Here is a 23,551-nt window from a genome sequence, read left to right as displayed (position 1 = left end):
TCCTAAAAACGACTACTCAGGGGTGGCATCCAGCGCGTGGCCGACCAGGGCCAGGAGGGTCTCGATCACGGAGATCCTGCGCCGGGCGTCCATGATCATGACAGGTATGTGCGCGGGAACCGTCAGCGCCTCCCGTACGTCCTCCGGCTCGAACCGCTCGCTGCCGTCGAAGTGGTTGACCGCGACGACATACGGCATCCCGCAGCTCTCGAAGTAATCCAGCGCCGGGAAGCAGTCCTTGAGACGCCGGGTGTCGGCCATGACCACCGCACCGATCGCGCCGCGCGCCAGGTCGTCCCACATGAACCAGAACCGCTGCTGGCCCGGCGTGCCGAACAGGTAGAGCACCAGGTCGTCGTCGAGTGTGAGGCGGCCGTAGTCCATGGCCACGGTGGTGGTCAGCTTGTCCGGGGTGCCGGTGAGGTCGTCGGTGTCCTCGCTGGCCTGCGTCATCAGCGCCTCCGTCTGGAGGGGCGTGATCTCCGAGACGGCCGTGACGAGGGTGGTCTTGCCGACGCCGAAACCGCCGGCGACGACGATCTTCGTGGCGACGGGGGCGCGGGCGAGCTGCGTCTGCCAGGACTGGAGGTTCTCGTCGGACTCGGGCTCGTGCTCGGGCGCGGGCTCGACGTAGGGGGAGACGCCTCTCGCGGCGTCAGAGACGACGGAGTCCACTCAGCACCCTTTCCAGCAGTGCCCGGTCCGGCCGGCCGGTGCCGTGGCCGGTTCCGGTGCCGTGCACACGGATCTTTCCCTGGTCCGCGAGGTCGCTGATAAGCACGCGGACGACGCCGAGCGGCATTTTCAGCAGCGCGGCGATCTCGGCCACCGTGCGCATACGGCGGCACAGTTCGACGATGGCCCGCATCTCCGGCATCACCCGGGTGGTGAGGGAACCATTCGTCAGTTCCCTGCGCTCCTCGGGGGCTTCGATGGCCGCCGTGCTCGCTACGAACGTCTCCACAAGGAGGACGTGCCCGAAGCGGGTGCGGCCGCCGGTGAGCGAGTAGGGGCGTACCCGGGCGGGTTTGCGGTCGGCGCCGCGGACGGGGAGCCTCTTCGGACCACTGCTGCTCATCGGATGCTCTCCGTCGACTCGGCTTCCAGGGATTGGCGGAGTTCGCTGCGGAGTTCGGGGGTCAGGACGTGTCCGGCGCGGCCGACGAACAGGGCCATGTGATAGGCCACCACGCTCATGTCGCAGTCCGCCGAGCCGTGGACGCCGAGCAGCGATCCGTCACTGATCGACATCACGAACAGGCTGCCCTCGTCCATCGCGACCATCGTGTGCTTCACCGCGCCGAACTCCATGAGCTTCGCGGTGCCGATGGTGAGGCTGCCGATGCCGGAGACGACGGTGGCGAGGTCGGCGGAGGAGCCGCGGGGGCCGGTGGGGCGGGCGGCGAGGGCCTCGCGGGCGGCGGCGTTGCGGCCCGGGTCGGAGGAGAGCAGGAGCAGTCCGTCGGAGGAGACCACTGCGACGGACTGGATGCCGGGCACTTCCTCGACCAGGTTGGTCAGCAGCCAGTGCAGGTTGCGGGCTTCACTGCTCAGTCCGAAGGTTCCGAAGGTACTGGGCGCGGTCAACTGCTTGCCTCCTCGACGGTGCCCCCCGTGGCTTCTTCGGCTTGTGCGTCATGTGGTGCGGGTGCGGTGGGTATTTCGTGCCGGCCCGTCTGTTCGGCGATCTCCGCCTCTACGTCGCGGTAGCCCGCCTCGGCTCCTCGGCGGAAGCCGCCCAGGCGGCGGCGTAGGGCTTCGGCGTCCACGGAACCGCTACGCGGGCGGGGCACCGATGTGGGCGCGGATATCTTCGGGGTGCGTTTGGGCAGGCCCTTGTCGGTGACGAGTTCTTCCGGTTCGTCGGGGGTGCGGTGGTGTTCCGCCTCGGCTTCGCCTTCGGCGGGTTCGTTCCCACCCGCACCACCCGTGCGACTTTCGTGGTCGGGTGCGGGTGGCCCCTGTGGGGCGTCCTCACCGTCGGCGGCCGCGGGTTCCGGCGGTGCTGCCGTGGGGTCGGGCTGTGCGGTCGCCGAGTCGGGCGGTGTCGAGGCTGGGAGTAGGAGTTCGATCGTTGTCTCGGTCGGGTGCTCCTGCGGGCCCGGCGGGGGCGGTACGGGGTTCTCGGCGTCCTCCGTTTGCCGTACCGCCTTTTCCGCCAGCGCGACCAGGGGGTCGGTGTCGGTCTCCGAGCGGCCGTGGAGGACGTTGGAGTTGGCCTCGGCGTCCGCGCCCGGGGACGTCGACGGGACCTCGACGGACGGGGCGGTGGCCAGGAGGGGGTTGGGTAGGACGGCCACCGAGGTGATGCCGCCCTGCTTCTGGTCGCGGAGCTGGACGCGGACGCCGTGGCGGTGGGCCAGGCGGGCGACGACGTACAGCCCTAGGCCGAGACCCTCCTCGCCCTGCTGGTCGTACGACGCCTCAGGGTCGAAGTCGGCTAGGCGGGCGTTGAGGGCGGTCATTCGGTCGGCGGTCATGCCGATGCCCTCGTCCTGGACGGAGAGCATGACCTCGCCGCTCTCCAGCAGCCAGCCGGAGATCTCGACGGGCAGCTCGGGCGGCGAGGACGAGGTGGCGTTCTCCAGGAGTTCGGCGAGCAGATGGCTCAGGTCGTCCGCGGCGAACCCGGCGATGTGGGCATGTGGCGGCAGCGCGGCGATGCGGACCCGCTCGTACCGCTCGATCTCGCTCACCGCGGCCCGTACGACGTCGATCAGCGGCACGGGCCCGGCGCTGTGCTGGACGTGCTCGGTGCCGGCGAGGACCAGGAGGTTCTCGCTGTGCCGGCGCATGACGGTGGCGAAGTGGTCGAGCTTGAAGAGGGTGGCGAGCCGGTCGGGGTCCTGCTCGCGCTCCTCCAGGCCCTCGATGACGCCGAGTTGGCGTTCGACGAGGCCGAGGGTGCGCAGTGCGAGGTTGACGAAGGTGGTGCCGATACTGTCCCGCAGCCGGTCCAACTGGGCGGTGGACTCGGCGAGTTCGACCCGCAGTTGCTCCCGGGCGTCGGCCATCTTCTGCCGCTGGCCGACCAGGTGCTTGCGGTCGGCCTCCAGCGTGGCGACCCGCTCGTGGAGGGCGGCGGCCTGTGCGTGCAGGGCGTTGACGGAGCGGACGACCTGGGCGAACTCGTCGTTGCGGCCGGTGAAGGTGACGGGTTCCTCGGCGGCGGGGTCCGCCGCGTTCGCCAGCCGGGCCGAGCCGCGCTTCAGGACGGAGAGCGGGCGGGTGAGCGTACGCGCCATGGCCGTGGCGATACCGATGGTCAGCAGGATCAGCGCGCCGAGGACGGCGATCCGGATCTCCAGCTCGGTGACATCGTCGTCGCGCAGCTGGGCGAGATCCTTGGTGCGCCGGTCGAAGAGCGCGGACTCGGCGCCGCGCATCGCGTCGATACGGGCGGACAGGGCGGCGTTCACCTTGTCGGCGCTGGTGCCGAGTTCGCCGTCGGAGAGGGTCGGCCGGTCGGTGAGGGAGACGAGGTACTTCTCGCCGGAGTCGACCTCGGGACCGGTGACCGTGCGGTCGTACGAGGTGCGGGCCGGCTCGGGCGCGGTGTCGCGGAACTCGGCGAGGGCCGCGTCGGAACGCAGCCGGGCCTCCTGGGCGGCGGCGGTGAGGGCGTCGCGCTGCTTGGTGCCGGCGTCGGAGGACCGGGTGACGGTGGAGGCCAGACCGGTGATGGGGTCGATGACCGTCTCGGTGGTGCGCGGGATGTTGAGCGCGGCGAGGAGCAGTCCGCGGGTGGCGGCGGCCTGCTGGACGGCGGAGTCCAGCTCGGCGAGGGCGTAGGCGCCGGAGCCCGCGCGGGGCGGCATCTCCTCGGCCAGCTGCTCGGCGAGCCGGTGGAGTTCGGCGATGGTGGCGGAGTAGGCGTCGTGCGTGTCGAGAGCACCGCTCTTTCCGGTGAGCGCCGCTCTCCGTACGGCCGCGATCCCGTCGAGGTCGGACCGCAGCGAGGCGGGCGCGTCCGGGTCGGCGCGCAACTCCTCGACCTGCCGGTCCACACGGACGCTGCGCTGCTCGCTCGGCGCCTTGGACTTGGGCCGGCCGGCCGCGACGTACGAGGTCACCTCGTCCCGCTCGTCGGCCAGCGAGTGGGCGAGCGTCAGCGCGTCCTCGGTCTGCTCGGAGAGCGTCACCAGCGACTGGGAGTCGCTCAGCTGCCCCGAGGCGGCGACGATCGAGGGCGCTCCGGCCCCGGCGACGGCGGCGGCCACCACGGCGACAGCGACGATCAGCCGGTTGCGTACGTGGGTCGGGCGGCCCTGGCCGGCGAGTGTGTCCGACGTGTGCTCCGTGCCCCCTGGGGAGGCCGTCTGCTTGCCTGTACGACGAGGCCGCGTCTTCAGCACCGGTGCTCGCATTCCTGACTCGTGATACCCCTGGGCCCGGGTGGCGCGCTGCGTCAACTGGTGCTCCCAGCCGGTACGTCCGCCCGGTACGGATCCCGACCCTCCCACGCCGGTGGGCAGCGGTCGCGCATCACCTGACCCGCCACCCGAAGGAGTGAACCCCGGTCGGCAGTGGGCGGGCAAGTTCCCGTGGCGCCTCCGACGGGCCCCGGCGGCGGGCCGGTTGGACGTCTGCGGCGCACGATGGCACTATGTGCCGCCACGCCTTCCCGGAAGAAACCATTCCACCCCATTTCAGGCTTCTGACCTGCGAGGGTCCTGCACGAGTGCGCCAACTCGGCGACAGTTGCGACCCTTTGACGAACCTCGTGAAGAGCTCGTGGAGACTGGCCGAATGCGAACCGAAGTTGTCTCGGAGCCCGGCGATCCGACCCACCCCAACGAGGACTTCGCGAGTCTCGCCCTCCCGGCCTCCGGACAGGGCGGCGCGGTGGTCGTCCTGGACGGAGTGACACCCCCGAAGGACGGGACCGGCTGTCTGCATTCCGTCCCTTGGTACTGCGCACGTCTCGGCGGCGCCCTGACCGAACTGACCGTTTCCCTCCCGGATGTTCCGCTGGCCGAAGCCCTTGCCTCCGCCATCGCGCGTACCGCCGGGTCCCACGCGCAAACCTGTGACCTTTCTCACCCACGCACCCCACAGGCAACCGTGGTCCTGGCCCGCTGGTCACCGGAGACCGTCGAGTACCTGGTCCTCTCCGACTCGGCGCTCCTGCTGGAGTCCCCCGACGGCACGATCACGGCCCTGCTCGACGACCGCCTCTCCCGCCTCCCCCGCACCTCCCTCACCACCGACGCCATCGCCGACGCCACCGTCCGCAACAAGGAGGGCGGCTTCTACACCGCCGCCGCGGACCCGACGGTCGCGGCACGCGCGGTGACGGGGGTGCTCCCGCGCCCCGAGGTCCGAGCCCTGGCCGCCCTCACGGACGGCGCGACCCGCTGGGTGGACAAGTTCGCCGCGGGCAACTGGGCAGACTGCTTCGACCTCGTACGCAAGGAGGGGGCCGGGGAGTTGGTGGCGCGGGTACGCGCACTGGAACGGGCGGACACGGAGCGGGTACACCTCCGACGCAGCAAGACGCACGACGACGCGACGGTGGTGTACGCCGAGCTGTAAAACGCCCTTGATGAAGCGCCCCCGAAGGGGCGCGGGGAACTGCGCGACCAGCCACAACGAACCCGCAGACGAAGACGCGCACCGCGGAGCGCTAACTCTCCATCTGCCGGTTCAGCTGATGCAGCAACCGGGCCAGCTCGGCGACCTCCCCGCGATCCCAGTGCGCGAGCTGATTGACGTACCGCGCCCGGCGGGCCTCCCGCACCTTGCCCACCCGACCGCGCCCCTCCTCCGTCAGATGGATGAGCCAGGCCCGCCCATCCGCCGGGTCGGGCTCACGGACGACAAGCCCGAGATCCTCCAGCGCACGCAGCTGACGCGACATCGTCGCCTTCCCGACACCGATGTACGCGGCGAGTTCCGTGGCGCGCTGGCCGCCGAGTTCATCCAGCCGGACGAGCAGACCGTACGCGGCGGACTCCAGGTCGGGGTGGACCTCGCGGGCCATCTCGCCCTGGTTGGCCCGGGCCCGGCGCAGCAGCACCGTCAACTCGCGCTCCAGGGACAGGAATTCCCGGTCCACACCACCCGGCGACGTGTCGGATTCGACTCGACGTCCGCCGCCGTTTCCGTCTTCGTGCACGTCAGCCCCTACCTTGAATTTCCGGGTCCTGAAAGTTTCCGCCAAATGCAGTCATAGCCGCAGCTCCGTCAGTATTTCGCAGGCGCAGACCAACGGCAGCCCTCGGACCCCCTTCCCACCCGGTCTTCGACGTGCGTAGCTTCCTTGTCAGGGCCTTGCTGGCATGCCCACGCCAGACACATCCGAAGCGGCGCCGGCAGCCGCGTTCCCTCCAACGCCTGCTCCAACGCGCACAACCGAGCCCTCGGAGGCACGCTATGACCGTGCACAGACTTGGATCGGTACACCCCCGCCTCTCCCTCGCCGGCACCCTGCTCGCCGCCCTGTCCCTCCTGTTCGCCCTCGCCGCCCCGGCCACCGCCGACGAGGAGCCGGACGCCGACAAGCCGGCCCGCGGCTCCGCCTACATGGGCATGGGCGTCGTCGCCCATGACGGACAGCACGGCCTGCCCGCCGACACCCGCGCCGGCCAGACGGAGGGCGTGGACGTCGCCAGCCATCAGGGCAACGTCGCCTGGTCCACCCTCTGGAGCAGCGGCGTCCGGTGGGCCTACACGAAGGCGAGCGAGGGGACGTACTACACGAACCCCTACTTCGCCCAGCAGTACGCCGGCTCCTACAACGTCGGCATGGTCCGCGGCGCGTACCACTTCGCCACCCCCGACACCACCAGCGGTGCCGCCCAGGCGAACTACTTCGTCGACCACGGCGGCGGCTGGACCCGTGACGGCAAGACGCTGCCCGGAGCGCTCGACATCGAGTGGAACCCGTACGGCGCAGCCTGCTACGGCAAGACGCAGAGCGGCATGGTCAGCTGGATCCGTGACTTCCTGAACCAGTACAAGGCCCGCACCGGCCGCGACGCCGTCATCTACACGGCCACCAGCTGGTGGACCCAGTGCACCGGCAACTACGCCGGCTTCGCCTCCGCCCACCCGCTGTGGGTCGCCCGTTATGCGTCGACCGTGGGGACGCTGCCCGCGGGATGGTCGTACTACACGATGTGGCAGTACACGTCCTCCGGGCCGACGGTCGGGGACCACAACAAGTTCAACGGTGCGCTCGACCGGGTCGTCGCGCTCGCCAACGGCTGACGCCGGCGTCCCCGCCGTACGGCGAAGGCCCGGGCCTCCCTCACAGGGACCCGGGCCTTGCCTGTCCGGTCGCGCCCGTCACGCCGCGACCGGAACCTCCGGGGCCGCGTCGCTCGTGGCCGGCGACAGGGCCAGTTCCAGGACCTGGCGGACGTCGGTGACGGTGTGGACGTCGAGCTTGTCCAGCACCTCGGCGGGGACGTCGTCCAGGTCGGGCTCGTTGCGCTTGGGGATGACGACGGTGGTGACGCCCGCCCGGTGGGCCGCGAGGAGCTTCTGCTTCACGCCGCCGATCGGGAGGACCCGGCCGGTCAGTGAGACCTCGCCGGTCATCGCCACGTCGGTGCGGACCAGGCGGCCGGAGAGCAGGGACGCGAGGGCGGTCGTCATCGTGACGCCCGCGCTCGGGCCGTCCTTCGGCACCGCGCCCGCCGGGAAGTGGATGTGCACGCCCCGGTCCTTCAGGTCGGCCACCGGCAGCTCCAGTTCGGCGCCGTGCGAGCGGAGGAAGGACAGGGCGATCTGCGCGCTCTCCTTCATCACGTCACCCAGTTGGCCGGTCAGCGTCAGGCCCGCCGCGCCCGTCTCCGGGTCGGCCAGCGACGCCTCGACGAACAGGACGTCACCGCCCGCGCCGGTCACCGCGAGACCGGTGGCGACACCGGGGACCGCCGTACGGCGCTCCGCCGGGTCCTGTGCGGACTCGGGCACGTGGTGCGGCCGGCCGATCAGGTCACGCAGGTCACCGTCACCGACCGTGAACGGCAGCTTCCGCTCGCCGAGTTCGTGCTGCGCCGCGACCTTGCGAAGCAGCCGTGCGATCGACCGCTCCAGGTTGCGGACGCCCGCCTCGCGCGTGTACTCGCCGGCGAGCTTGCGCAGCGCGCTCTCGTCGATGACGACCTCGTCCTCGTTGAGACCGGCCCGCTCCAGCTGGCGCGGGAGCAGGTGGTCGCGGGCGATGACGATCTTCTCGTCCTCGGTGTAGCCGTCGAGGCGGACCAGCTCCATACGGTCGAGCAGGGCCTCCGGGATGGCCTCCAGGACGTTGGCCGTGGCGAGGAAGACGACATCGCTCAGGTCGAGTTCGACCTCCAGGTAGTGGTCGCGGAACGTGTGGTTCTGGGCCGGGTCCAGGACCTCGAGCAGGGCCGCCGCCGGGTCGCCGCGGAAGTCCGAGCCCACCTTGTCGATCTCGTCGAGCAGGACGACCGGGTTCATCGACCCGGCCTCCTTGACGGCGCGGACGATCCGGCCGGGCAGCGCGCCGACGTACGTACGGCGGTGGCCGCGGATCTCGGCCTCGTCGCGGACGCCACCGAGGGCGACGCGGACGAACTTGCGGCCCATGGCGTGCGCGACCGACTCGGCGACCGAGGTCTTGCCGACGCCGGGCGGGCCGACGAGGGCCAGTACGGCACCGCCGCGCCGTCCGCCGATGACACCGAGGCCACGCTCGCTGCGCCGCTTGCGCACGGCCAGGTACTCGGTGATCCGCTCCTTCACGTCCTCCAGGCCCGCGTGCTCGGCGTCGAGGACCTCCTTCGCGCCCTGGATGTCGTACGAGTCCTCGGTCCGTTCGTTCCACGGCAGTTCGAGGACGGTGTCGAGCCAGGTGCGGATCCAGGAGCCCTCCGGGGACTGGTCGCTGGACCGCTCCAGCTTGTCGACCTCCTTGAGCGCGGCCTCGCGGACCTTCTCGGGGAGGTCGGCGGCCTCGACGCGGGCGCGGTAGTCGTCGGACTCCTCGCCCTCCTTCTCGCCGTTCAGCTCGCGCAGTTCCTTGCGTACGGCTTCCAGCTGACGGCGGAGCAGGAACTCGCGCTGCTGCTTGTCGACGCCCTCCTGGACGTCCTTGGCGATGGTCTCGGCGACGTCCTGCTCGGCGAGGTGGTCGCGCAGTTGCTGGGTGGCGAGCTTGAGGCGGGCGACGGGGTCGCCGGTCTCCAGCAGCTCGATCTTCTGTTCGGTGGTGAGGAAGGGCGAGTAGCCGGAGTTGTCGGCGAGCGCGGAGACGTCGTCGATGGCCTGCACGCGGTCCACGACCTGCCAGGCGCCGCGCTGACGCAGCCAGGCGGTGGCAAGGGCCTTGTACTCCTTGACCAGTTCGGTGACATGGCCCGGCAGCGGCTCGGGCACGCTCTCCTCGACCCTGGTCGCCTCGACCCACAGCGCCGCGCCCGGCCCGGTGGTCCCGGCCCCGATCTGCACGCGCCCACGCCCCCGGATGAGGGCGCCCGGGTCACCGTCGGCGAGCCGGCCGACCTGCTCGACGGTGCCGAGCACACCCGTGCCCGCGTACGTGCCGTCGATGCGCGGCACCAGCAGCACCCTCGGCTTCCCCGGCTCCGACCGCGCGGCGGCCTGGGCGGCCTCCACCGCGGCCCGTACATCGGTGTCGTTCAGATCCAGCGGCACCACCATCCCGGGCAGCACGACCTCGTCGTCGAGTGGCAGCACGGGCAGGGTGAGCGGTGAGGACGTCGAAGCCATGATCTCCCCTTCGGCAGTCAAGTTGAGCTATGCCGACTCAATGCTCGTGAGCCTCCGAATGTTCCCCAGCTTGTGTTCGCTGTCAGCGATCGAGGTAACGGTGCTGGTGAAGGGGGAAGCGTCGAGGGAGCCCGCGAATTCCCGGTGCCGAAACGCGCCCCAAAGGGGCGCGGGGCTGTATCGATTTGCGGCTCCGCCGCGTGGGCGCGACCAGCCCCCACCGACCCGCAGATCAAGTACTGCGCCGCACCACCGGCCACATCCCGATCCCGACCCCCAGCGCGATCAAATGCCCCCAATTGGACATCGGATCCAGAAACGCGACCAGGTCATCCACCAGCACCCAGCCGAACATCCCCAGCAGCGGCCACCGCAGCCACGGTGACAGCAGCCCCGCCAGCGCCCCGATCGACGCCGCGACGCCGAAGCTGATGCCGTAGTCGAGGCGATGGAGTGAGGTGTCGGGCAGATGGCCCGCCAGTACCGCGAGGCCGATGGGGACTTCGGTCGCGAGGGTGGCCAGCACATGCCCGGCCAGGAACACAACGGCCGTACGCGCGCCGCCGATCCGCCGTTCCAGGGCGGTGAGGACGAGCAGGAAGGCCACCGCGTACGGCGACAGCAACCCGCCCGCGACCCACAGCGCGCTGGCCGGCAGCACGAACACCGGGGTGATGACGAGGTGCGCCACGTCCGTGCTGGAGCCCTGGACGAGGGTGTGGACGACGGCCGGGTCGGCGTACTCCATGATCAGCGAGGTGCCCGCCAGCACGACCGCGTAGGCGAAGGTGAAGGGGGTGCCTGTGGGGGTGGGCAGCAACTGCCATGGACGGCGGGCTCGCTTGCGAGGGAGCGCCGGCATCGGGTCCCGTTGGCGCGGCACCCCGTTCAGCAGCCCGGAGACCTCGGGAAGGACGTCAGGAGACGTCGTCGGCGCGTTCCGTTCCACCGTGCGGCGCTCCTTCCGTTGCACCGCCACCCTCCGCGCCCTCGCGAGCCGCCGTCTGTGACGGACGCCACCTCGCAGCCGATTCACACCGAACTCTCAGACGCCCACCTCCGACGTCCACCGGCGACCCCGTGGTCTCACCCCTAATTCCGTCAACAATCCGTCAAAGAAGTGCCACGATGGGTCGATGCCCACCGCATACGACATGCCCGAAGTCCTGGACCGTCGCGAGGGCCCGTACGGAGAGGTCGTCCTGCGCCGCCACGGCGAACTGCTGCAGATCATCGCGAACGGCTGCTTCCTGATGGACACCTCCGACGGCCGCTCGGAGCGGCGGCTCGTCGACGTCGCGCTCGATGCCCTGGACGCCCGTGAGCGGCCGACCGTGCTGATCGGGGGCCTGGGCGTCGGTTTCTCGCTCGCCCATGCGACGGAGAACCGGCGCTGGGGCCGCATCACCGTCGTCGAACGCGAACCGGCCGTCATCGACTGGCACCGCGAAGGTCCCCTGTCCGAAGTGTCCGCAAAGGCCCTGGCGGATCCCCGCACGGAGATCGTCGAAAGCGACCTGATCTCTTACGTCAATGAGACTTCCGACACGTTCGACGCCCTGTGCCTCGACATCGACAACGGGCCCGAATGGACCGTCACCGAGGGCAACGAGGGGCTGTACTCACCGGCCGGACTGGCAGGTTGCGCACGGGTGTTGAGGCCAGGGGGTGTACTGGCCGTATGGTCGGCGAAACCCTCTCCGGAATTTGAAGGAACCCTATGGAATGCCGGTTTCCAACAGGTGCGTACCGATGAGGTCCCGGTTGCCCGGGGCGTTCCGGACGTCGTGCATCTCGGCGTCCGACCTGGATAGCAAACGGCCGGTGACTCCCCGTACTCTGCTTCCCTGACGCCGATCATTCAAGCGTCAATCGCAGACATGCGCAGTCATAAGGGATCACCCCACGGATTCCGGAAAGCAACTTCAGGGGCGGGCGATGGAGCAGACACACACCTCCCACAACGGCACGGCGACGGCCACCCCGGGCGCACAGCGCCGGGTGCTGGTGGTCGAGGACGACCCCACGATCGTGGACGCCATCGCCACCCGCCTGCGTGCCGAAGGATTTCTCGTACAGACGGCGGGCGACGGCCCGGCCGCCGTCGACACGGCCGAGGCCTGGCAGCCGGACCTGCTGATCCTCGACATCATGCTGCCGGGCTTCGACGGCCTGGAGGTCTGCCGGCGCGTGCAGGCCGCGCGGCCGGTGCCGGTGCTGATGCTCACGGCACGTGACGACGAGACGGACATGCTGGTCGGGCTCGGCGTCGGTGCCGACGACTACATGACCAAGCCGTTCTCCATGCGGGAGCTGGCCGCCCGGGTGCACGTACTGCTGCGCCGGGTGGAGCGGGCCGCGGTCGCCGCCTCCACGCCGCGCAGCGGCATCCTGCGCCTCGGTGAGCTGGAGATCGACCACGCGCAGCGCCGGGTGCGGGTCAGGTCCGAGGACGTGCATCTCACGCCCACCGAGTTCGATCTGCTGGTCTGCCTGGCGAACACCCCGCGCGCGGTGCTCTCCCGTGAGCAGCTGCTCGCCGAGGTGTGGGACTGGGCGGACGCCTCCGGCACCCGGACCGTCGACAGCCACATCAAGGCGCTGCGGCGGAAGATCGGTGCCGAGCGGATCCGGACGGTGCACGGCGTGGGCTATGCGCTGGAGACGCCGACGCCATGACCGACGGGCCTGCCCCGCGCAGAGGCCCCGGGCAACCCTGGGGCGGCGTACGTCCGTTCTCGATCAAGACCAAGCTGGGCGCGCTCGTCGTCATCTCGGTCCTGATCACCACCGGTCTGATGATGATCGCGATGCGCACCGAGACCGAGCTGCGCTTCATCACGGTCTTCTCGATGATCGCCACCCTGCTGATCACGCAGTTCGTGGCCCACTCGCTGACCGCGCCGCTGGACGAGATGAACGCGGTGGCCCGGTCCATCGCGCAGGGCGACTACACGCGCCGGGTGCGGGACAACCGGCGTGACGAGCTGGGAGATCTGGCCGAGACGATCAATGCCATGGCCGACGAGCTGGGGGAGCAGGAGCGCCAGCGCAAGGAGCTGGTGGCGAATGTCTCGCACGAGCTGCGGACGCCGATCGCGGGCCTGCGCGCGGTCCTGGAGAACATCGTCGACGGCGTCACCGAGGCCGACCCGGAGACCATGCGGACGGCCCTGAAGCAGACGGAGCGGCTCGGGCGGCTGGTGGAGACCCTGCTCGACCTGTCCCGGCTCGACAACGGCGTCGTACCGCTGAAGAAGCGGCGTTTCGAGGTGTGGCCGTATCTGTCGGGCGTGCTCAAGGAAGCCAACATGGTCGCCCCGGTTCGCGCGGGCATCGCGTCCGGATCCGGCACCCACACCCGTACGGACGTCCATCTGCACCTCGACGTCTCCCCGCCGGAGCTGACCGCGCACGCCGACCCCGAGCGGATCCACCAGGTCGTCGCCAACCTGATCGACAACGCGGTCAAGCACAGCCCGCCGCACGGCCGGGTGACGGTGAAGGCCCGGCGCGGGAACTACCCCGAGTCGCTGGAGCTGGAGGTCCTCGACGAGGGGCCCGGTATCCCCAGGTCGGAGTGGCACCGCGTGTTCGAGCGGTTCAACCGGGGAGCCGTGAACCGCCCGCACGGACCCGGCAGCGACGGTGGCACGGGGCTGGGCCTGGCGATCGCCCGCTGGGCGGTGGATCTGCACGGCGGCCGGATCGGCGTGGCCGAATCCCAGCGGGGTTGCCGGATTCTGATCACCCTTCCGGGCGAGCCTTCCATGCAAAGTTGACGTAAAGTTCGAACCGGAGCCACAAGATCCACGTCGGTCCCCGCTGCGGGACGCGTGTGATCAGGCAGAGGCCCGCGCTGTGATCGCGCCGGGTCGGGACCGAGTCATCCCTTCCGCACCGGAACCACGCTTGTTTCCCGCCATTTCCACCACCGAAACACGCGGTTCAGTGTGACTTACACGACGATGGGCAGGCCCGGACTGACCTTCGCGGCCATGGGGGCGTAGCCTTGATTCCCGCTGTCCATCACCTTGTGAAGCGGAAGAGGGCGGTTGCCGCCGTGTCGCCACAGTCCCCCAGTAACTCGAGCATCTCGACCGACACCGACCAAGCGGGGAAGAACCCCGCGGCCGCGTTCGGGCCGAACGAGTGGCTCGTCGACGAGATCTATCAGCAGTACCTCCAGGACCCGAATTCCGTAGACCGCGCCTGGTGGGACTTCTTCGCCGACTACAAGCCCGGGGCCGCCGCCCCGTCGGCTCCGGCGGGTACCGCGGCCGCGGGGGCCGCGGGCACCACCACCACGGCTCAGCCGGCGCAGACCCCGGCCGCACCGGCCGCTCCCGCCGCCCCGGCTCCGGCGCCCGCGGCCCCGAAGCCCGCCGCCGCGGCTCCCGCCCCGGCGAAGGCGCCCGCCAAGCCCGCGGCCGCCGCCCCCAAGGCCGCGCCCGCGACCCAGGCCCCCGACGGCCCGGAGTACGTGACGCTGCGCGGCCCCTCCGCCGCGGTCGCCAAGAACATGAACGCCTCGCTGGAGCTGCCCACGGCCACGTCCGTGCGCGCGGTCCCGGTGAAGCTGCTGTTCGACAACCGCATCGTCATCAACAACCACCTCAAGCGCGCCCGGGGCGGGAAGATCTCCTTCACGCACCTGATCGGCTACGCGATGGTGCAGGCCATCAAGGCCATGCCGTCGATGAACTACGCGTTCGGCGAGAAGGACGGCAAGCCGACGCTGGTCAAGCCGGCGCACATCAACCTCGGCCTCGCCATCGACCTGGTGAAGCCGAACGGCGACCGCCAGCTGGTCGTCGCGGCCATCAAGAAGGCCGAGACGCTGAACTTCTTCGAGTTCTGGCAGGCCTACGAGGACATCGTCCGTCGCGCCCGCGACAACAAGCTGACGATGGACGATTTCACCGGTGTCACGGTCTCGCTGACCAACCCCGGTGGCCTCGGCACCGTCCACTCGGTCCCCCGTCTGATGCCCGGTCAGTCGGTCATCATGGGCGTCGGCTCCATGGACTACCCGGCGGAGTTCCAGGGCACCTCCCAGGACACGCTGAACAAGCTCGGCATCTCCAAGGTCATGACGCTCACGTCGACGTATGACCACCGGGTGATCCAGGGCGCGGCCTCCGGCGAGTTCCTGCGCTCCGTCGCCAACCTGCTCCTCGGCGAGAGCGGCTTCTACGACGAGATCTTCGAGTCGCTGCGCATCCCCTACGAGCCGGTCCGCTGGCTCAAGGACATCGACGCCTCGCACGACGACGACGTCACCAAGGCCGCCCGCGTCTTCGAGCTGATCCACTCCTACCGGGTCCGCGGCCACGTCATGGCCGACACCGACCCGCTGGAGTACCGCCAGCGCAAGCACCCCGACCTCGACATCGTCGAGCACGGCCTCACCCTGTGGGACCTGGAGCGCGAGTTCGCCGTCGGCGGCTTCGCCGGCAAGTCGATGATGAAGCTGCGCGAAATCCTCGGCGTGCTGCGTGACTCGTACTGCCGCACCACCGGCATCGAGTTCATGCACATCCAGGACCCGAAGCAGCGCAAGTGGATCCAGGACCGGGTCGAGCGCGGCCACACCAAGCCGGAGCGCGAGGAGCAGCTGCGCATCCTGCGCCGGCTGAACGCCGCGGAGGCCTTCGAGACCTTCCTGCAGACGAAGTACGTCGGCCAGAAGCGCTTCTCCCTGGAGGGCGGCGAGTCCGTCATCCCGCTGCTCGACGCGGTGCTGGACTCGGCCGCCGAGTCCCGCCTGGACGAGGTCGTCATCGGCATGGCCCACCGCGGCCGGCTGAACGTCCTGGCGAACATCGTCGGCAAGTCGTACGCCCAGATCTTCCGCGAGTTCGAGGGCAACCTCGACCCGAAGTCGATGCACGGCTCCGGCGACGTGAAGTACCACCTGGGCGCCGAGGGCACGTTCACGGGCCTGGACGGCGAGCAGATCAAGGTCTCGCTGGCCGCGAACCCGTCCCACCTGGAGACGGTCGACCCGGTCATCGAGGGCATCTCCCGCGCCAAGCAGGACATCATCAACAAGGGCGGCACGGACTTCACGGTCCTGCCCGTGGCGATCCACGGCGACGCGGCCTTCGCGGGCCAGGGCGTGGTGGCCGAGACCCTGAACATGTCGCAGCTGCGCGGCTACCGCACCGGCGGCACGGTCCACGTCGTCATCAACAACCAGGTGGGCTTCACCGCCGCGCCGGAGTCGTCCCGCTCGTCGATGTACGCCACCGACGTGGCGCGCATGATCGAGGCCCCGATCTTCCACGTGAACGGCGACGACCCGGAGGCCTGCGTGCGCGTCGCGCGGCTGGCCTTCGAGTTCCGCCAGGCGTTCAACAAGGACGTGGTGATCGACCTCATCTGCTACCGCCGCCGCGGTCACAACGAGTCGGACAACCCGGCCTTCACCCAGCCGCTGATGTACGACCTGATCGACAAGAAGCGCTCGGTGCGCAAGCTCTACACCGAGTCCCTCATCGGTCGCGGCGACATCACCCTGGAAGAAGCCGAGCAGGCGCTGCAGGACTACCAGGGCCAGTTGGAGAAGGTCTTCACGGAGGTCCGTGAGGCGATCTCGCAGCCGGCCGCGGCTCCGGTGTCGGACCCGCAGGCCGACTTCCCGGTCGCCGTGGGCACCGCGATCTCCACGGAGGTCGTGAAGCGGATCGCCGAGTCCCAGGTCAACATCCCGGACACCTTCAACGTCCACCCGCGTCTGCTGCCGCAGTTGCAGCGCCGGGCGGCGATGGTCGAGGACGGCACGATCGACTGGGGCATGGGCGAGACCCTCGCGGTCGGCTCCCTCCTGCTGGAGGGCACCCCGGTCCGCCTGTCCGGCCAGGACTCCCAGCGGGGCACCTTCGGCCAGCGCCACGCGGTGCTCATCGACCGTCAGACGGGCGAGGAGTACACCCCGCTGCAGTACCTCGCCGAGGACCAGGCGCGGTACAACGTCTACAACTCCCTGCTGTCCGAATACGCGGTCATGGGCTTCGAGTACGGCTACTCGCTGGCCCGTCCCGAGGCGCTGGTGATGTGGGAGGCGCAGTTCGGCGATTTCGTCAACGGCGCCCAGACGATCGTGGACGAGTACATCTCGGCGGCGGAGCAGAAGTGGGGCCAGACGAGCGGCGTGACGCTGCTCCTCCCCCACGGCTACGAGGGCCAGGGCCCGGACCACTCCTCGGCCCGCGTCGAGCGCTTCCTCCAGCTCTGCGCCCAGAACAACATGACGGTCGCGATGCCGACGCTCCCGTCGAACTACTTCCACCTCCTGCGGTGGCAGGTGCACAACCCGCACCACAAGCCGCTGGTGGTCTTCACGCCGAAGTCGATGCTGCGCCTCAAGGCCGCCGCGTCGAAGACGGAGGAGTTCACGTCGGGTCAGTTCCGCCCGGTCATCGGCGACGCGAGCGTGGATCCGTCAGCGGTCCGCAAGGTCGTCTTCGTGGCGGGCAAGCTGTACTACGACCTGGAGGCGGAGCGTCAGAAGCGCGGCGCCACCGACACGGCGATCATCCGCATCGAGCGGCTGTACCCGCTGCCGGGTGCCGAGCTCCAGGCCGAGATCGCCAAGTACTCGAACGCCGAGAAGTACCTGTGGGCCCAGGAGGAGCCGGCGAACCAGGGTGCCTGGCCGTTCATCGCCCTCAACCTGATCGACCACCTGGACCTCGCGGTCGGCGCCGACATCCCGCACGGCGAGCGCCTGCGGCGCATCTCGCGCCCGCACGGCTCGTCCCCGGCGGTCGGCTCCGCGAAGCGGCACCAAGCGGAGCAGGAGCAGTTGGTGCGTGAGGTGTTCGAGGCGTAGTCCTCGTCCTCGCGGACGGCGCGCACGACGGCACACGGCGAAGGGCCCGGTTCCGGAGTTTCTCCGGGGCCGGGCCCTTCGGCGTCGGTTCTGGGTTCTGCTACCCGTCACCCGTCATGTGGTCTGGCGTCATGTGGTCTGGGGTTCGAAGTCCCAGTACGGACGGTTGCGGGAACGGGCCGAGATGGTGTGGACGTGCTGCCGGCCCAGTGTCGCCTCGAGGTCCGAGAGTGCCTCCTGCTCGACCTTCTCCGCCTGTCGGCGCTCTCGTAGCCCACGGAGGTCGGCGGCGTGCGCGATACGCGCCGACAGGGTGAGCGGGTGGGTGCGTCCGAGTGTCCCGGCGGCGCGGGTGACCGTGTCCCTGCTGAGTGCGGCGGCGCCCTCGGTGTCGCCGATGAGGTTGCGCAGGGCCGAGGTGTTGACGGCGCTGCCCAGCGTCCAGGGGTGGTCAGGACCGACCGCCTGGGTCATCTCGGCCAGCGCCTGCTCGATGAGGACGTGGCTGTGCTCCCGTTCGCCCACGTTCCTGAGGATCAGCGCCTGATTGGCGCGTGCCCCGGCGATGAACGGGTGCCCCTCGGCGAACATCAGCTCGTAGCGGGCCACGATGGCCTCGCTCAGCTCGCGTGCCTGGTCGATGTCGCCGTTCTCCCGCGCGAAGCAACTCTGCGCGCAGCCGAACATCAGGGTCCACGGGTGGGTCTCGCCCATCACCCGCTCACCGCGCTCCAGGACGCTGGTCAAGAGCTTCCCGGCCTGCCCCCGGTCACCGTTGCGGTAGTGGCACAGCGCGAGGTTGTACTCCGCTTTCAGGGTCTGCGGGTTGGTCTCGCCCATGGTGATGCGGTTCTCCCGGACGCTCTGCGCCTGGACCGACTCCGCCTCGCCGTAGCGGCCGAGCAGCCGCAGGTCGGTGGCGTAGGAGATCTGGGAGTCGAGGGTCCACGGGTGACGCCCCTTCAGCGCCGTCCGCCTCGCCTCCATGACCTGCCGGTCGAGGTCGAGCGCCTCGCCGTAGGCGCCCAGCAGCCGCAGGGAGACGGCCACGTTGTTGCGCGCGTTGAGCGTGCGGGAGTCCTGGTCGCCGAGGAGTTCCTTGTAGGCGGTCAGCACCCAGCGGTTGAGTTCCAGCGCCTCGTCGTAACGGCCGAGGCCGCGCAGGTCCGCCGCGAGTCCGCTGGCGGCTCGCAAGTGGTCCAGGTCCTGCGGTCCCCGTTCCTCCCGCAGATACTCGACGGCAGCGCGGTTGAGGGCCTCCGTACGGGCGTACTCGCCGGTCGCGCGCAGCACGTTGACGTAGTGGAAGGACAGCTCCCAGATCCGCGGGTGGCTCTCCCCCAGCAGCCGGCGCCAGGCCTCCAGAGCGCGCCCGCCGAGTTTGATACCGGCCGCGTACTCACCGGAGAAGTACATGTACCGCAGGCAGTTGAGCACCAGGCCCTGGACGCCCGGGTCCCGGCTGTTGAGGACGTCCGCGTATTTGAGGTGCGGCACGATCTCCGCGTACCCCGGCCACAGGCGGGTGTCGGTGGGCCTGCGTGGGTCGGCGGCCACCAGGGCCCGCCGGACCACGTCGACGAACTCCTCCCGGTCCCCTTCCGGCATGTCCTTGTGGACGATCTGGTGGACCATGCGGTGCAGATAGACCGAGTCGCCGGAGGAGGTTCCCTCGTCGCCGGTGGCCTCGTGGGACTCCAGGCGGACCACCGAGTACTGGCGCAGCTGGTTGATCGCCTTGTTCCACAGCAGCGGGTCGTCGAGCAGTCCGGCGATCTGTTCCGGCAGGTCGTCGCTGCGCATCTCCCGCAGCAGGCGTACGGGGATGAAGCCGGGCGCGAAGAAGGTGCACAGGCGCAGCAGGTCGACGGACTCCGGAACGGTCTCGCGGAGTTTGTTCAGCAGTATCGACCAGGCGGTCTGGAAGGCGAGGGGGAAGTCCGCGGACACCTTCACCACGTCCTGGTCGACACCGCCCTCCAGCAGCCCGATGTACTCCTCCACCGACAGGTCCGAGTCGTTCAGCCAGCCGGCGGTCTGGTCCAGCAGCAGCGGAAGGTCCTCCAGGGCCTCCGCCAGCTGGTCGGCCTCCGGCTCCGACAGCCTGGGCGCACGGCGGCGCAGGAAGGCGACCGACTCGAACCGTTCGTAGACCGGCACCGGCAGCAGCATGCTGTTGTGCTCGCTCCACTCGGGGTTGCGGGAGGTGATGATCACGTGTCCCGGGCCCGTCGGCACCATGTCCCAGATCTGATCGGGCTCGTCGGCACCGTCCAGGATCAGCAGCCATCGGGCGTGCGGGTCACCGCGGCGCAGGGCGTCGCGGACGGCACGCAGCCGCTCGCCGTACTCCTGGCCGGTGTTCAGTCCCAGCCGGGGGGCGAGTTCGGCCAGCAGGCGGCGGTAGGTGGCGCGGCTCTCGGAGTTGACCCACCAGACGACGTCGTACTCGGAGTTGAAGCGGTAGACGTACTCGGCGGCGAGCTGGGTCTTGCCCACCCCGGACATGCCGTGGAAGGTCACCACACCGGCGCCGGAGGACGCGTTCTGCAAGAGGTGGTAGGCCTCGTTGAGGAGCGACTCGCGTCCCGTGAACCGGGTGTTGCGGCGGGGTACCTGGCCCCACACCTCGGGCATGGACGCCGGGAAGCGGGGGGCGCGGCGCGCGGCGGCCCGCTCCGGGACGGGGTCGGACGGCAGCCCCAGGCGGTCGAGGAGTCGTCGCTCGGCTTCGTCGGCGCCCATGTTGATCAGCTCGACAGGGGCCAGTACGGCGGCGGCGGGAGGCACGGACGCCGTGGTGACCGAGACGGCCGCGAAGCGGGACGGGTCGGGGGCCACCACCTCCTCCAGCGCCTCGTTCCACTCCTCGCGGCTGCGTGGCCCCAACTGGAAGTACCACTCACTGACGATGACGAGGATGCGGCCCTCGGCCAGCTTCAGGCCGCGCAGCAGGTCCACGAGCGGGACCTCGGCCGGGGAGTCCCAGCGCTGGTACACCACGCGCAGCCCTCTGCGCTCCAGCCGGTCACCGATCCAGGCGGCCCAGGCCCGGTTGAACCCGGCGAAGCTGATCGTGACGGTCTGTTTCGCCGCCTCCCCCTCGGTCGACCCGACCGGCGTACGAGCTCCAGACATGCAGCGGCCTCCAGCGCGTAGTCCACAAAAATCCTAGAACCTCGGGGCATCGCTGGTAAGTGAGGTGCACCCGCGAAAGACACCCAGGCCCGACGATCTTTCCGTAGCGGACGGTCCCACGCGGGTATTCTCAGCCATTTGGCGGCAGCGACGTGGACTGACGCTGCGTCCACAGGGTGCGTGCGGATTTCAGGTACGCCTGTGCGCGGGCGGTGTGGCCGCGGGGCGCGGGGTGTGCGGCCATACGTTCGTGGGCGGCGACCATCTCGTCGACGAACTGGCGTCCGCGCACGGTGAGATGCGGTGATCCGACGAGTGCCGGGAGGACCGCACCGACCTGGGCGCGGTAGCGCGCGTGCTGGGCCCATGCGGAGTCCCGGTGCGCCGGTTCCCCGGTGAGCGCTCGGCGCTGGAAGAAGTCCGCGAGCCCGAGGTGTGCGTAGGCGCCCTGCAACAGACCGTCGTACGGGCGGGGATCGGGGCGCCAGGGTGCGAAGTACCGTGCGTCCGCAGCCGATTGATGCAGTGTCACCATGTCGCTCAGCGCCGCGAGCTTCGCGTGCTGCAGTTCGTGGACGAGTGTCCCGGCGAAGGCCACCGGGGAGGGCGGGGTGCTGCTCAGCAGGGCGCCGAACGCCTCGCGCCGAGTCGCGCTGCAACCGCCGCGTCCGTCCGCGCCCGGCGGCATCTCCAGCGGGACCAGGCACCGCAGCAGCGCCAGCGCCTCCGTCAGCCGGTGCCCGCCGCCCGAGCGCAGCGCGGCGGCGGTCCCCGACCAGGCCTGCAGCCACCGTTTGCGCTCCACGTCGTCCAGCGTGGTCGGTCCGCTCAGGGTGTGATGGCGGGGTCCGCCGCGCACGGCGCGATAGGGGTCGAGGTCGTCCAGGGGCATGGGCGCGGCGCCGGACGTCAGCCCGGGCAGCGCGTGCGCCGGTGTCCAGGCCGGCGCTCCGGACCAGGCGCCGAAGCGGCTCTCCAGGAACACGACCACATCGGGAGCGTCGGTCTGCCGCAAGGTCAGGCGGCCGTCGCGAGCGTCCACTTCGACGGACACGTCGCCGGATCCCGCGGTGTGCAGCGCTCCGAGGGACGGCAGGGTGAGCACGCCGTCCCGGGCGGTCAGCCGCGTGGTGACGGGGATCCCGGCGCGTGCGGCGGCCACCGTGACGAGCGCGCCGAAGTGGGCCAGGGCGCGCCTCAGTTCACGTATGCGCTCGTCGTCGGCGGGTCCCGCCCCGGGAGCCAGGCCGCGCAGGCAGCTCACCGCCCACGGCCCGGTCAGCGGCTGGAGCAGCAGGGCACGCGCCGGGGAGACGGCGTCGCCCTCGGTGGCCTCGCCGCCGAGCCGGCCGGCCGGCGCGGCACGGTCCGCCTCCGCCAGCAGCGCCCAGTCGTCCCTCAGGCGCGCTTTCTGCGCGGCGGAACACACCGCCGGATCAGCCGCGTCGGCCGCGTCGAGCACGGCCCGCAGCAGGAGCAGCCGTCGGGTGTCCTGGTCACGCACGAGCAGGGCGAGTGTGCCGGTGCCGCTTTCCGTGCGGCCGAGCTCGGCCAGAGCCCGGTCCGGGACCTGCGGGAGGATCACGGGCTGCCCCCTTCGGCAGAGGCCGGGACGGCCGCGGCTGTCTCCCCGGCGAGCCTTGTGGCCACATGGCGAATGAACCGCTGCTGGTCGGCGCAGTACACGGACGGGTTCCGGAAACCGTGCTCCGCCCCGTACCGGTGGGCGTAGTGGCCGCCTCCGCAGACCGTCACGAGCGGGCAGGCCCGGCACTGTCCGGCGAGTGCCGCCGTGCCCGCCTGGCGGGCGGCCACGCCCGGATGCCGCAGGGCGTCGTCGAAGGTGTGCCGGAAGACGTCGAGGCCGGTCCGGGCAGCGCCGTCATAGGCCGATTTCAGGGAGTCCACCTGCTCGATCGACCCGTCCGTCTCGACCACCACGGCGTCGAGGGGCGCGAGCCCCAGCGACTCCGTGGCCGCGGGCAGCCCGAGCAGCAGCGCGATGCACTCCTCGAAGAGCCGCACCCGTGTTTCCCGCCGCCCGGCTTGCCACCAGCGGTCGAAGACGGCGCACAGCCAGTCGCCGTACACCGTCCCCGTGCGGTCCCAGTGAGGTGGCGGAGCCGACCAGTTCCCGTGCGGCAGCAGCAGATCCACGGCCGGTGGACGCAGGACGAGGAGCGATTCGTAGGTCTCCACGGGGTCCTGGGTGGGGTCGACGACCGCAAGGATTCCGGCGTACGACCGCGGGAAGCGCTCGGCGACCAGACGCGCCCCGCGTGCGGCGGCGGGCCAGGACGGGCGCCCCGCGTGGTCGACACGCCGTGCGTTGTGCGCGGCGAGGCCACCGTCGAGGCTGATGCCGACGCTGACGCGGTGCCGGGCCAGGACGGCCAGCCGGTGCTCGGTCAGCAGGGTGGCGTTGGTCTGGACGGTGGCCCGGACCGTGCACCCGGCCGGGACCCGGTCGCGGACCTCGGTGGTGAACCGGCCGAGCGTGGCCGCGCCCGCCAGCAGCGGCTCTCCGCCGTGCAGGACCAGGGAGAGGGCGGCCAGGTCGTGGGTGCGCGCGTGCTCCGCGATACGGGACGCGGCGCGGTCCAGCACCTCGGGGGAGGCGGCGGCGGACCGGGTGCGCCAGCTGTGGTCCGGGCCCGCGTAGAGGTAGCAGTACCGGCAGGCGAGGTTGCAGCGTCCGTGGACCTTCACCACGAACTGCCGGAAGGGGACGGGGTGTTCGGGCGCCGGACCGGGAAGGAGCTCTCCGGACACACCAGCACCCCCATGTCGTCTGCTCGCGCCACGACCCCGGCCGCACGGATCGGTTTCCCGTACGGCGTCGTGCCCGAAACGCCGACTGTTCGATTCTGA

At 70.5% G+C, this 23,551-nt stretch carries 16 protein-coding genes; 6 read left to right on the top strand and 10 right to left on the bottom strand.

Annotated features, from left to right (window positions below):
• Positions 1-12 precede the first annotated feature (12 nt).
• Genes KCH48_RS10815 through KCH48_RS10800 form a run of 4 tightly spaced genes read right to left on the bottom strand, consistent with a single transcriptional unit; the run spans position 13 to position 4,355 of the window.
• On the bottom strand, positions 13-675 hold the full coding sequence (locus tag KCH48_RS10815; protein ID WP_210572473.1) for an ATP/GTP-binding protein: 663 nt from the start codon (positions 673-675) through the stop codon (positions 13-15).
• On the bottom strand, positions 656-1,078 hold the full coding sequence (locus KCH48_RS10810) for a DUF742 domain-containing protein (protein ID WP_210572472.1): 423 nt from the start codon (positions 1,076-1,078) through the stop codon (positions 656-658). Before KCH48_RS10810 ends, KCH48_RS10815 begins: the two co-directional genes overlap by 20 nt.
• The gene (locus KCH48_RS10805; RefSeq protein ID WP_210572464.1) at positions 1,075-1,587 is read right to left on the bottom strand and encodes a roadblock/LC7 domain-containing protein; all 513 of its coding nucleotides are present in this window, start codon (positions 1,585-1,587) and stop codon (positions 1,075-1,077) included. Before KCH48_RS10805 ends, KCH48_RS10810 begins: the two co-directional genes overlap by 4 nt.
• Entirely contained in the window at positions 1,584-4,355 is a 2,772-nt protein-coding gene (locus KCH48_RS10800; RefSeq protein WP_307840851.1) for a nitrate- and nitrite sensing domain-containing protein, read from the bottom strand. The genes KCH48_RS10805 and KCH48_RS10800 overlap by 4 nt, the downstream gene beginning before the upstream one ends.
• A gap of 394 nt (positions 4,356-4,749) precedes the next feature.
• Between KCH48_RS10800 and KCH48_RS10795 the strand changes: the two genes are divergently transcribed.
• A complete protein-coding gene (locus tag KCH48_RS10795) occupies positions 4,750-5,535 on the top strand; it encodes a protein phosphatase 2C domain-containing protein (protein ID WP_210572462.1) in 786 nt (261 codons plus the stop codon).
• A 91-nt stretch (positions 5,536-5,626) separates the two neighbouring features.
• Here the strand turns inward: KCH48_RS10795 and KCH48_RS10790 are convergent, their stop codons facing one another.
• Positions 5,627-6,118, bottom strand: coding sequence for a MarR family transcriptional regulator (locus KCH48_RS10790; protein WP_210572458.1), 492 nt, complete (start codon positions 6,116-6,118; stop codon positions 5,627-5,629).
• Between the two features lie 257 nt (positions 6,119-6,375).
• Between KCH48_RS10790 and KCH48_RS10785 the strand changes: the two genes are divergently transcribed.
• Positions 6,376-7,212 carry a lysozyme gene (locus KCH48_RS10785; RefSeq protein ID WP_210572457.1) on the top strand — a complete coding sequence of 279 codons (837 nt, stop codon included), beginning with the start codon at positions 6,376-6,378 and terminating at the stop codon, positions 7,210-7,212.
• A 78-nt stretch (positions 7,213-7,290) separates the two neighbouring features.
• Here the strand turns inward: KCH48_RS10785 and lon are convergent, their stop codons facing one another.
• Positions 7,291-9,705 carry an endopeptidase La gene (gene lon, locus KCH48_RS10780; protein ID WP_210572455.1) on the bottom strand — a complete coding sequence of 805 codons (2,415 nt, stop codon included), beginning with the start codon at positions 9,703-9,705 and terminating at the stop codon, positions 7,291-7,293.
• A gap of 232 nt (positions 9,706-9,937) precedes the next feature.
• Entirely contained in the window at positions 9,938-10,654 is a 717-nt protein-coding gene (locus tag KCH48_RS10775) for a rhomboid-like protein (RefSeq protein ID WP_374104668.1), read from the bottom strand.
• A gap of 187 nt (positions 10,655-10,841) precedes the next feature.
• On the opposite strand from KCH48_RS10775, the gene KCH48_RS10770 reads away from it, so the two are divergent.
• From KCH48_RS10770 to KCH48_RS10755, 4 genes are all read left to right on the top strand, one after another.
• Positions 10,842-11,519, top strand: a complete 678-nt coding sequence (locus KCH48_RS10770) for a spermidine synthase (protein ID WP_210572453.1) — start codon at positions 10,842-10,844, stop codon at positions 11,517-11,519.
• Positions 11,520-11,643: 124 nt separating this feature from the next.
• A complete protein-coding gene (locus KCH48_RS10765; RefSeq protein WP_210572451.1) occupies positions 11,644-12,384 on the top strand; it encodes a response regulator transcription factor in 741 nt (246 codons plus the stop codon).
• Positions 12,381-13,487, top strand: a complete 1,107-nt coding sequence (locus tag KCH48_RS10760) for an ATP-binding protein (RefSeq protein WP_210572449.1) — start codon at positions 12,381-12,383, stop codon at positions 13,485-13,487. Before KCH48_RS10765 ends, KCH48_RS10760 begins: the two co-directional genes overlap by 4 nt.
• A 281-nt stretch (positions 13,488-13,768) precedes the next feature.
• Positions 13,769-17,542, top strand: a complete 3,774-nt coding sequence (locus KCH48_RS10755; RefSeq protein ID WP_210572447.1) for a multifunctional oxoglutarate decarboxylase/oxoglutarate dehydrogenase thiamine pyrophosphate-binding subunit/dihydrolipoyllysine-residue succinyltransferase subunit — start codon at positions 13,769-13,771, stop codon at positions 17,540-17,542.
• A 129-nt stretch (positions 17,543-17,671) separates the two neighbouring features.
• On the opposite strand, the gene fxsT is transcribed toward KCH48_RS10755, so the two are convergent.
• From fxsT to KCH48_RS10740, 3 genes are all read right to left on the bottom strand, one after another.
• Positions 17,672-20,680 (bottom strand): FxSxx-COOH system tetratricopeptide repeat protein, encoded by a 3,009-nt coding sequence (gene fxsT / locus KCH48_RS10750; protein ID WP_210572445.1) that lies wholly within the window; start codon positions 20,678-20,680, stop codon positions 17,672-17,674.
• Between the two features lie 130 nt (positions 20,681-20,810).
• A complete protein-coding gene (locus KCH48_RS10745) occupies positions 20,811-22,262 on the bottom strand; it encodes an HEXXH motif-containing putative peptide modification protein (RefSeq protein WP_210572957.1) in 1,452 nt (483 codons plus the stop codon).
• Positions 22,262-23,452, bottom strand: coding sequence for an FxsB family cyclophane-forming radical SAM/SPASM peptide maturase (locus KCH48_RS10740; protein ID WP_210572444.1), 1,191 nt, complete (start codon positions 23,450-23,452; stop codon positions 22,262-22,264). Before KCH48_RS10740 ends, KCH48_RS10745 begins: the two co-directional genes overlap by 1 nt.
• Positions 23,453-23,551 lie beyond the last annotated feature (99 nt).

Origin of the sequence: Streptomyces sp. GESEQ-4, from assembly GCF_017948455.1 — a bacterium.
Lineage (GTDB): Bacteria > Actinomycetota > Actinomycetes > Streptomycetales > Streptomycetaceae > Streptomyces.
The sequence above is the reverse complement of the archived record's forward strand: the minus strand, read 5'-3'. Positions and strand labels throughout refer to the sequence as shown.

Coding starts and splice junctions, on each gene's coding strand:
- KCH48_RS10810 (WP_210572472.1), bottom strand. CDS start 1,078: ATGAGCAGCAGTGGTCCGAAGAGGCTCCCCGTCCGCGGCGCCGACCGC.
- KCH48_RS10795 (WP_210572462.1), top strand. CDS start 4,750: ATGCGAACCGAAGTTGTCTCGGAGCCCGGCGATCCGACCCACCCCAAC.
- KCH48_RS10785 (WP_210572457.1), top strand. CDS start 6,376: ATGACCGTGCACAGACTTGGATCGGTACACCCCCGCCTCTCCCTCGCC.
- lon (WP_210572455.1), bottom strand. CDS start 9,705: ATGGCTTCGACGTCCTCACCGCTCACCCTGCCCGTGCTGCCACTCGAC.
- KCH48_RS10770 (WP_210572453.1), top strand. CDS start 10,842: ATGCCCACCGCATACGACATGCCCGAAGTCCTGGACCGTCGCGAGGGC.
- KCH48_RS10765 (WP_210572451.1), top strand. CDS start 11,644: ATGGAGCAGACACACACCTCCCACAACGGCACGGCGACGGCCACCCCG.
- KCH48_RS10760 (WP_210572449.1), top strand. CDS start 12,381: ATGACCGACGGGCCTGCCCCGCGCAGAGGCCCCGGGCAACCCTGGGGC.
- fxsT (WP_210572445.1), bottom strand. CDS start 20,680: ATGTCTGGAGCTCGTACGCCGGTCGGGTCGACCGAGGGGGAGGCGGCG.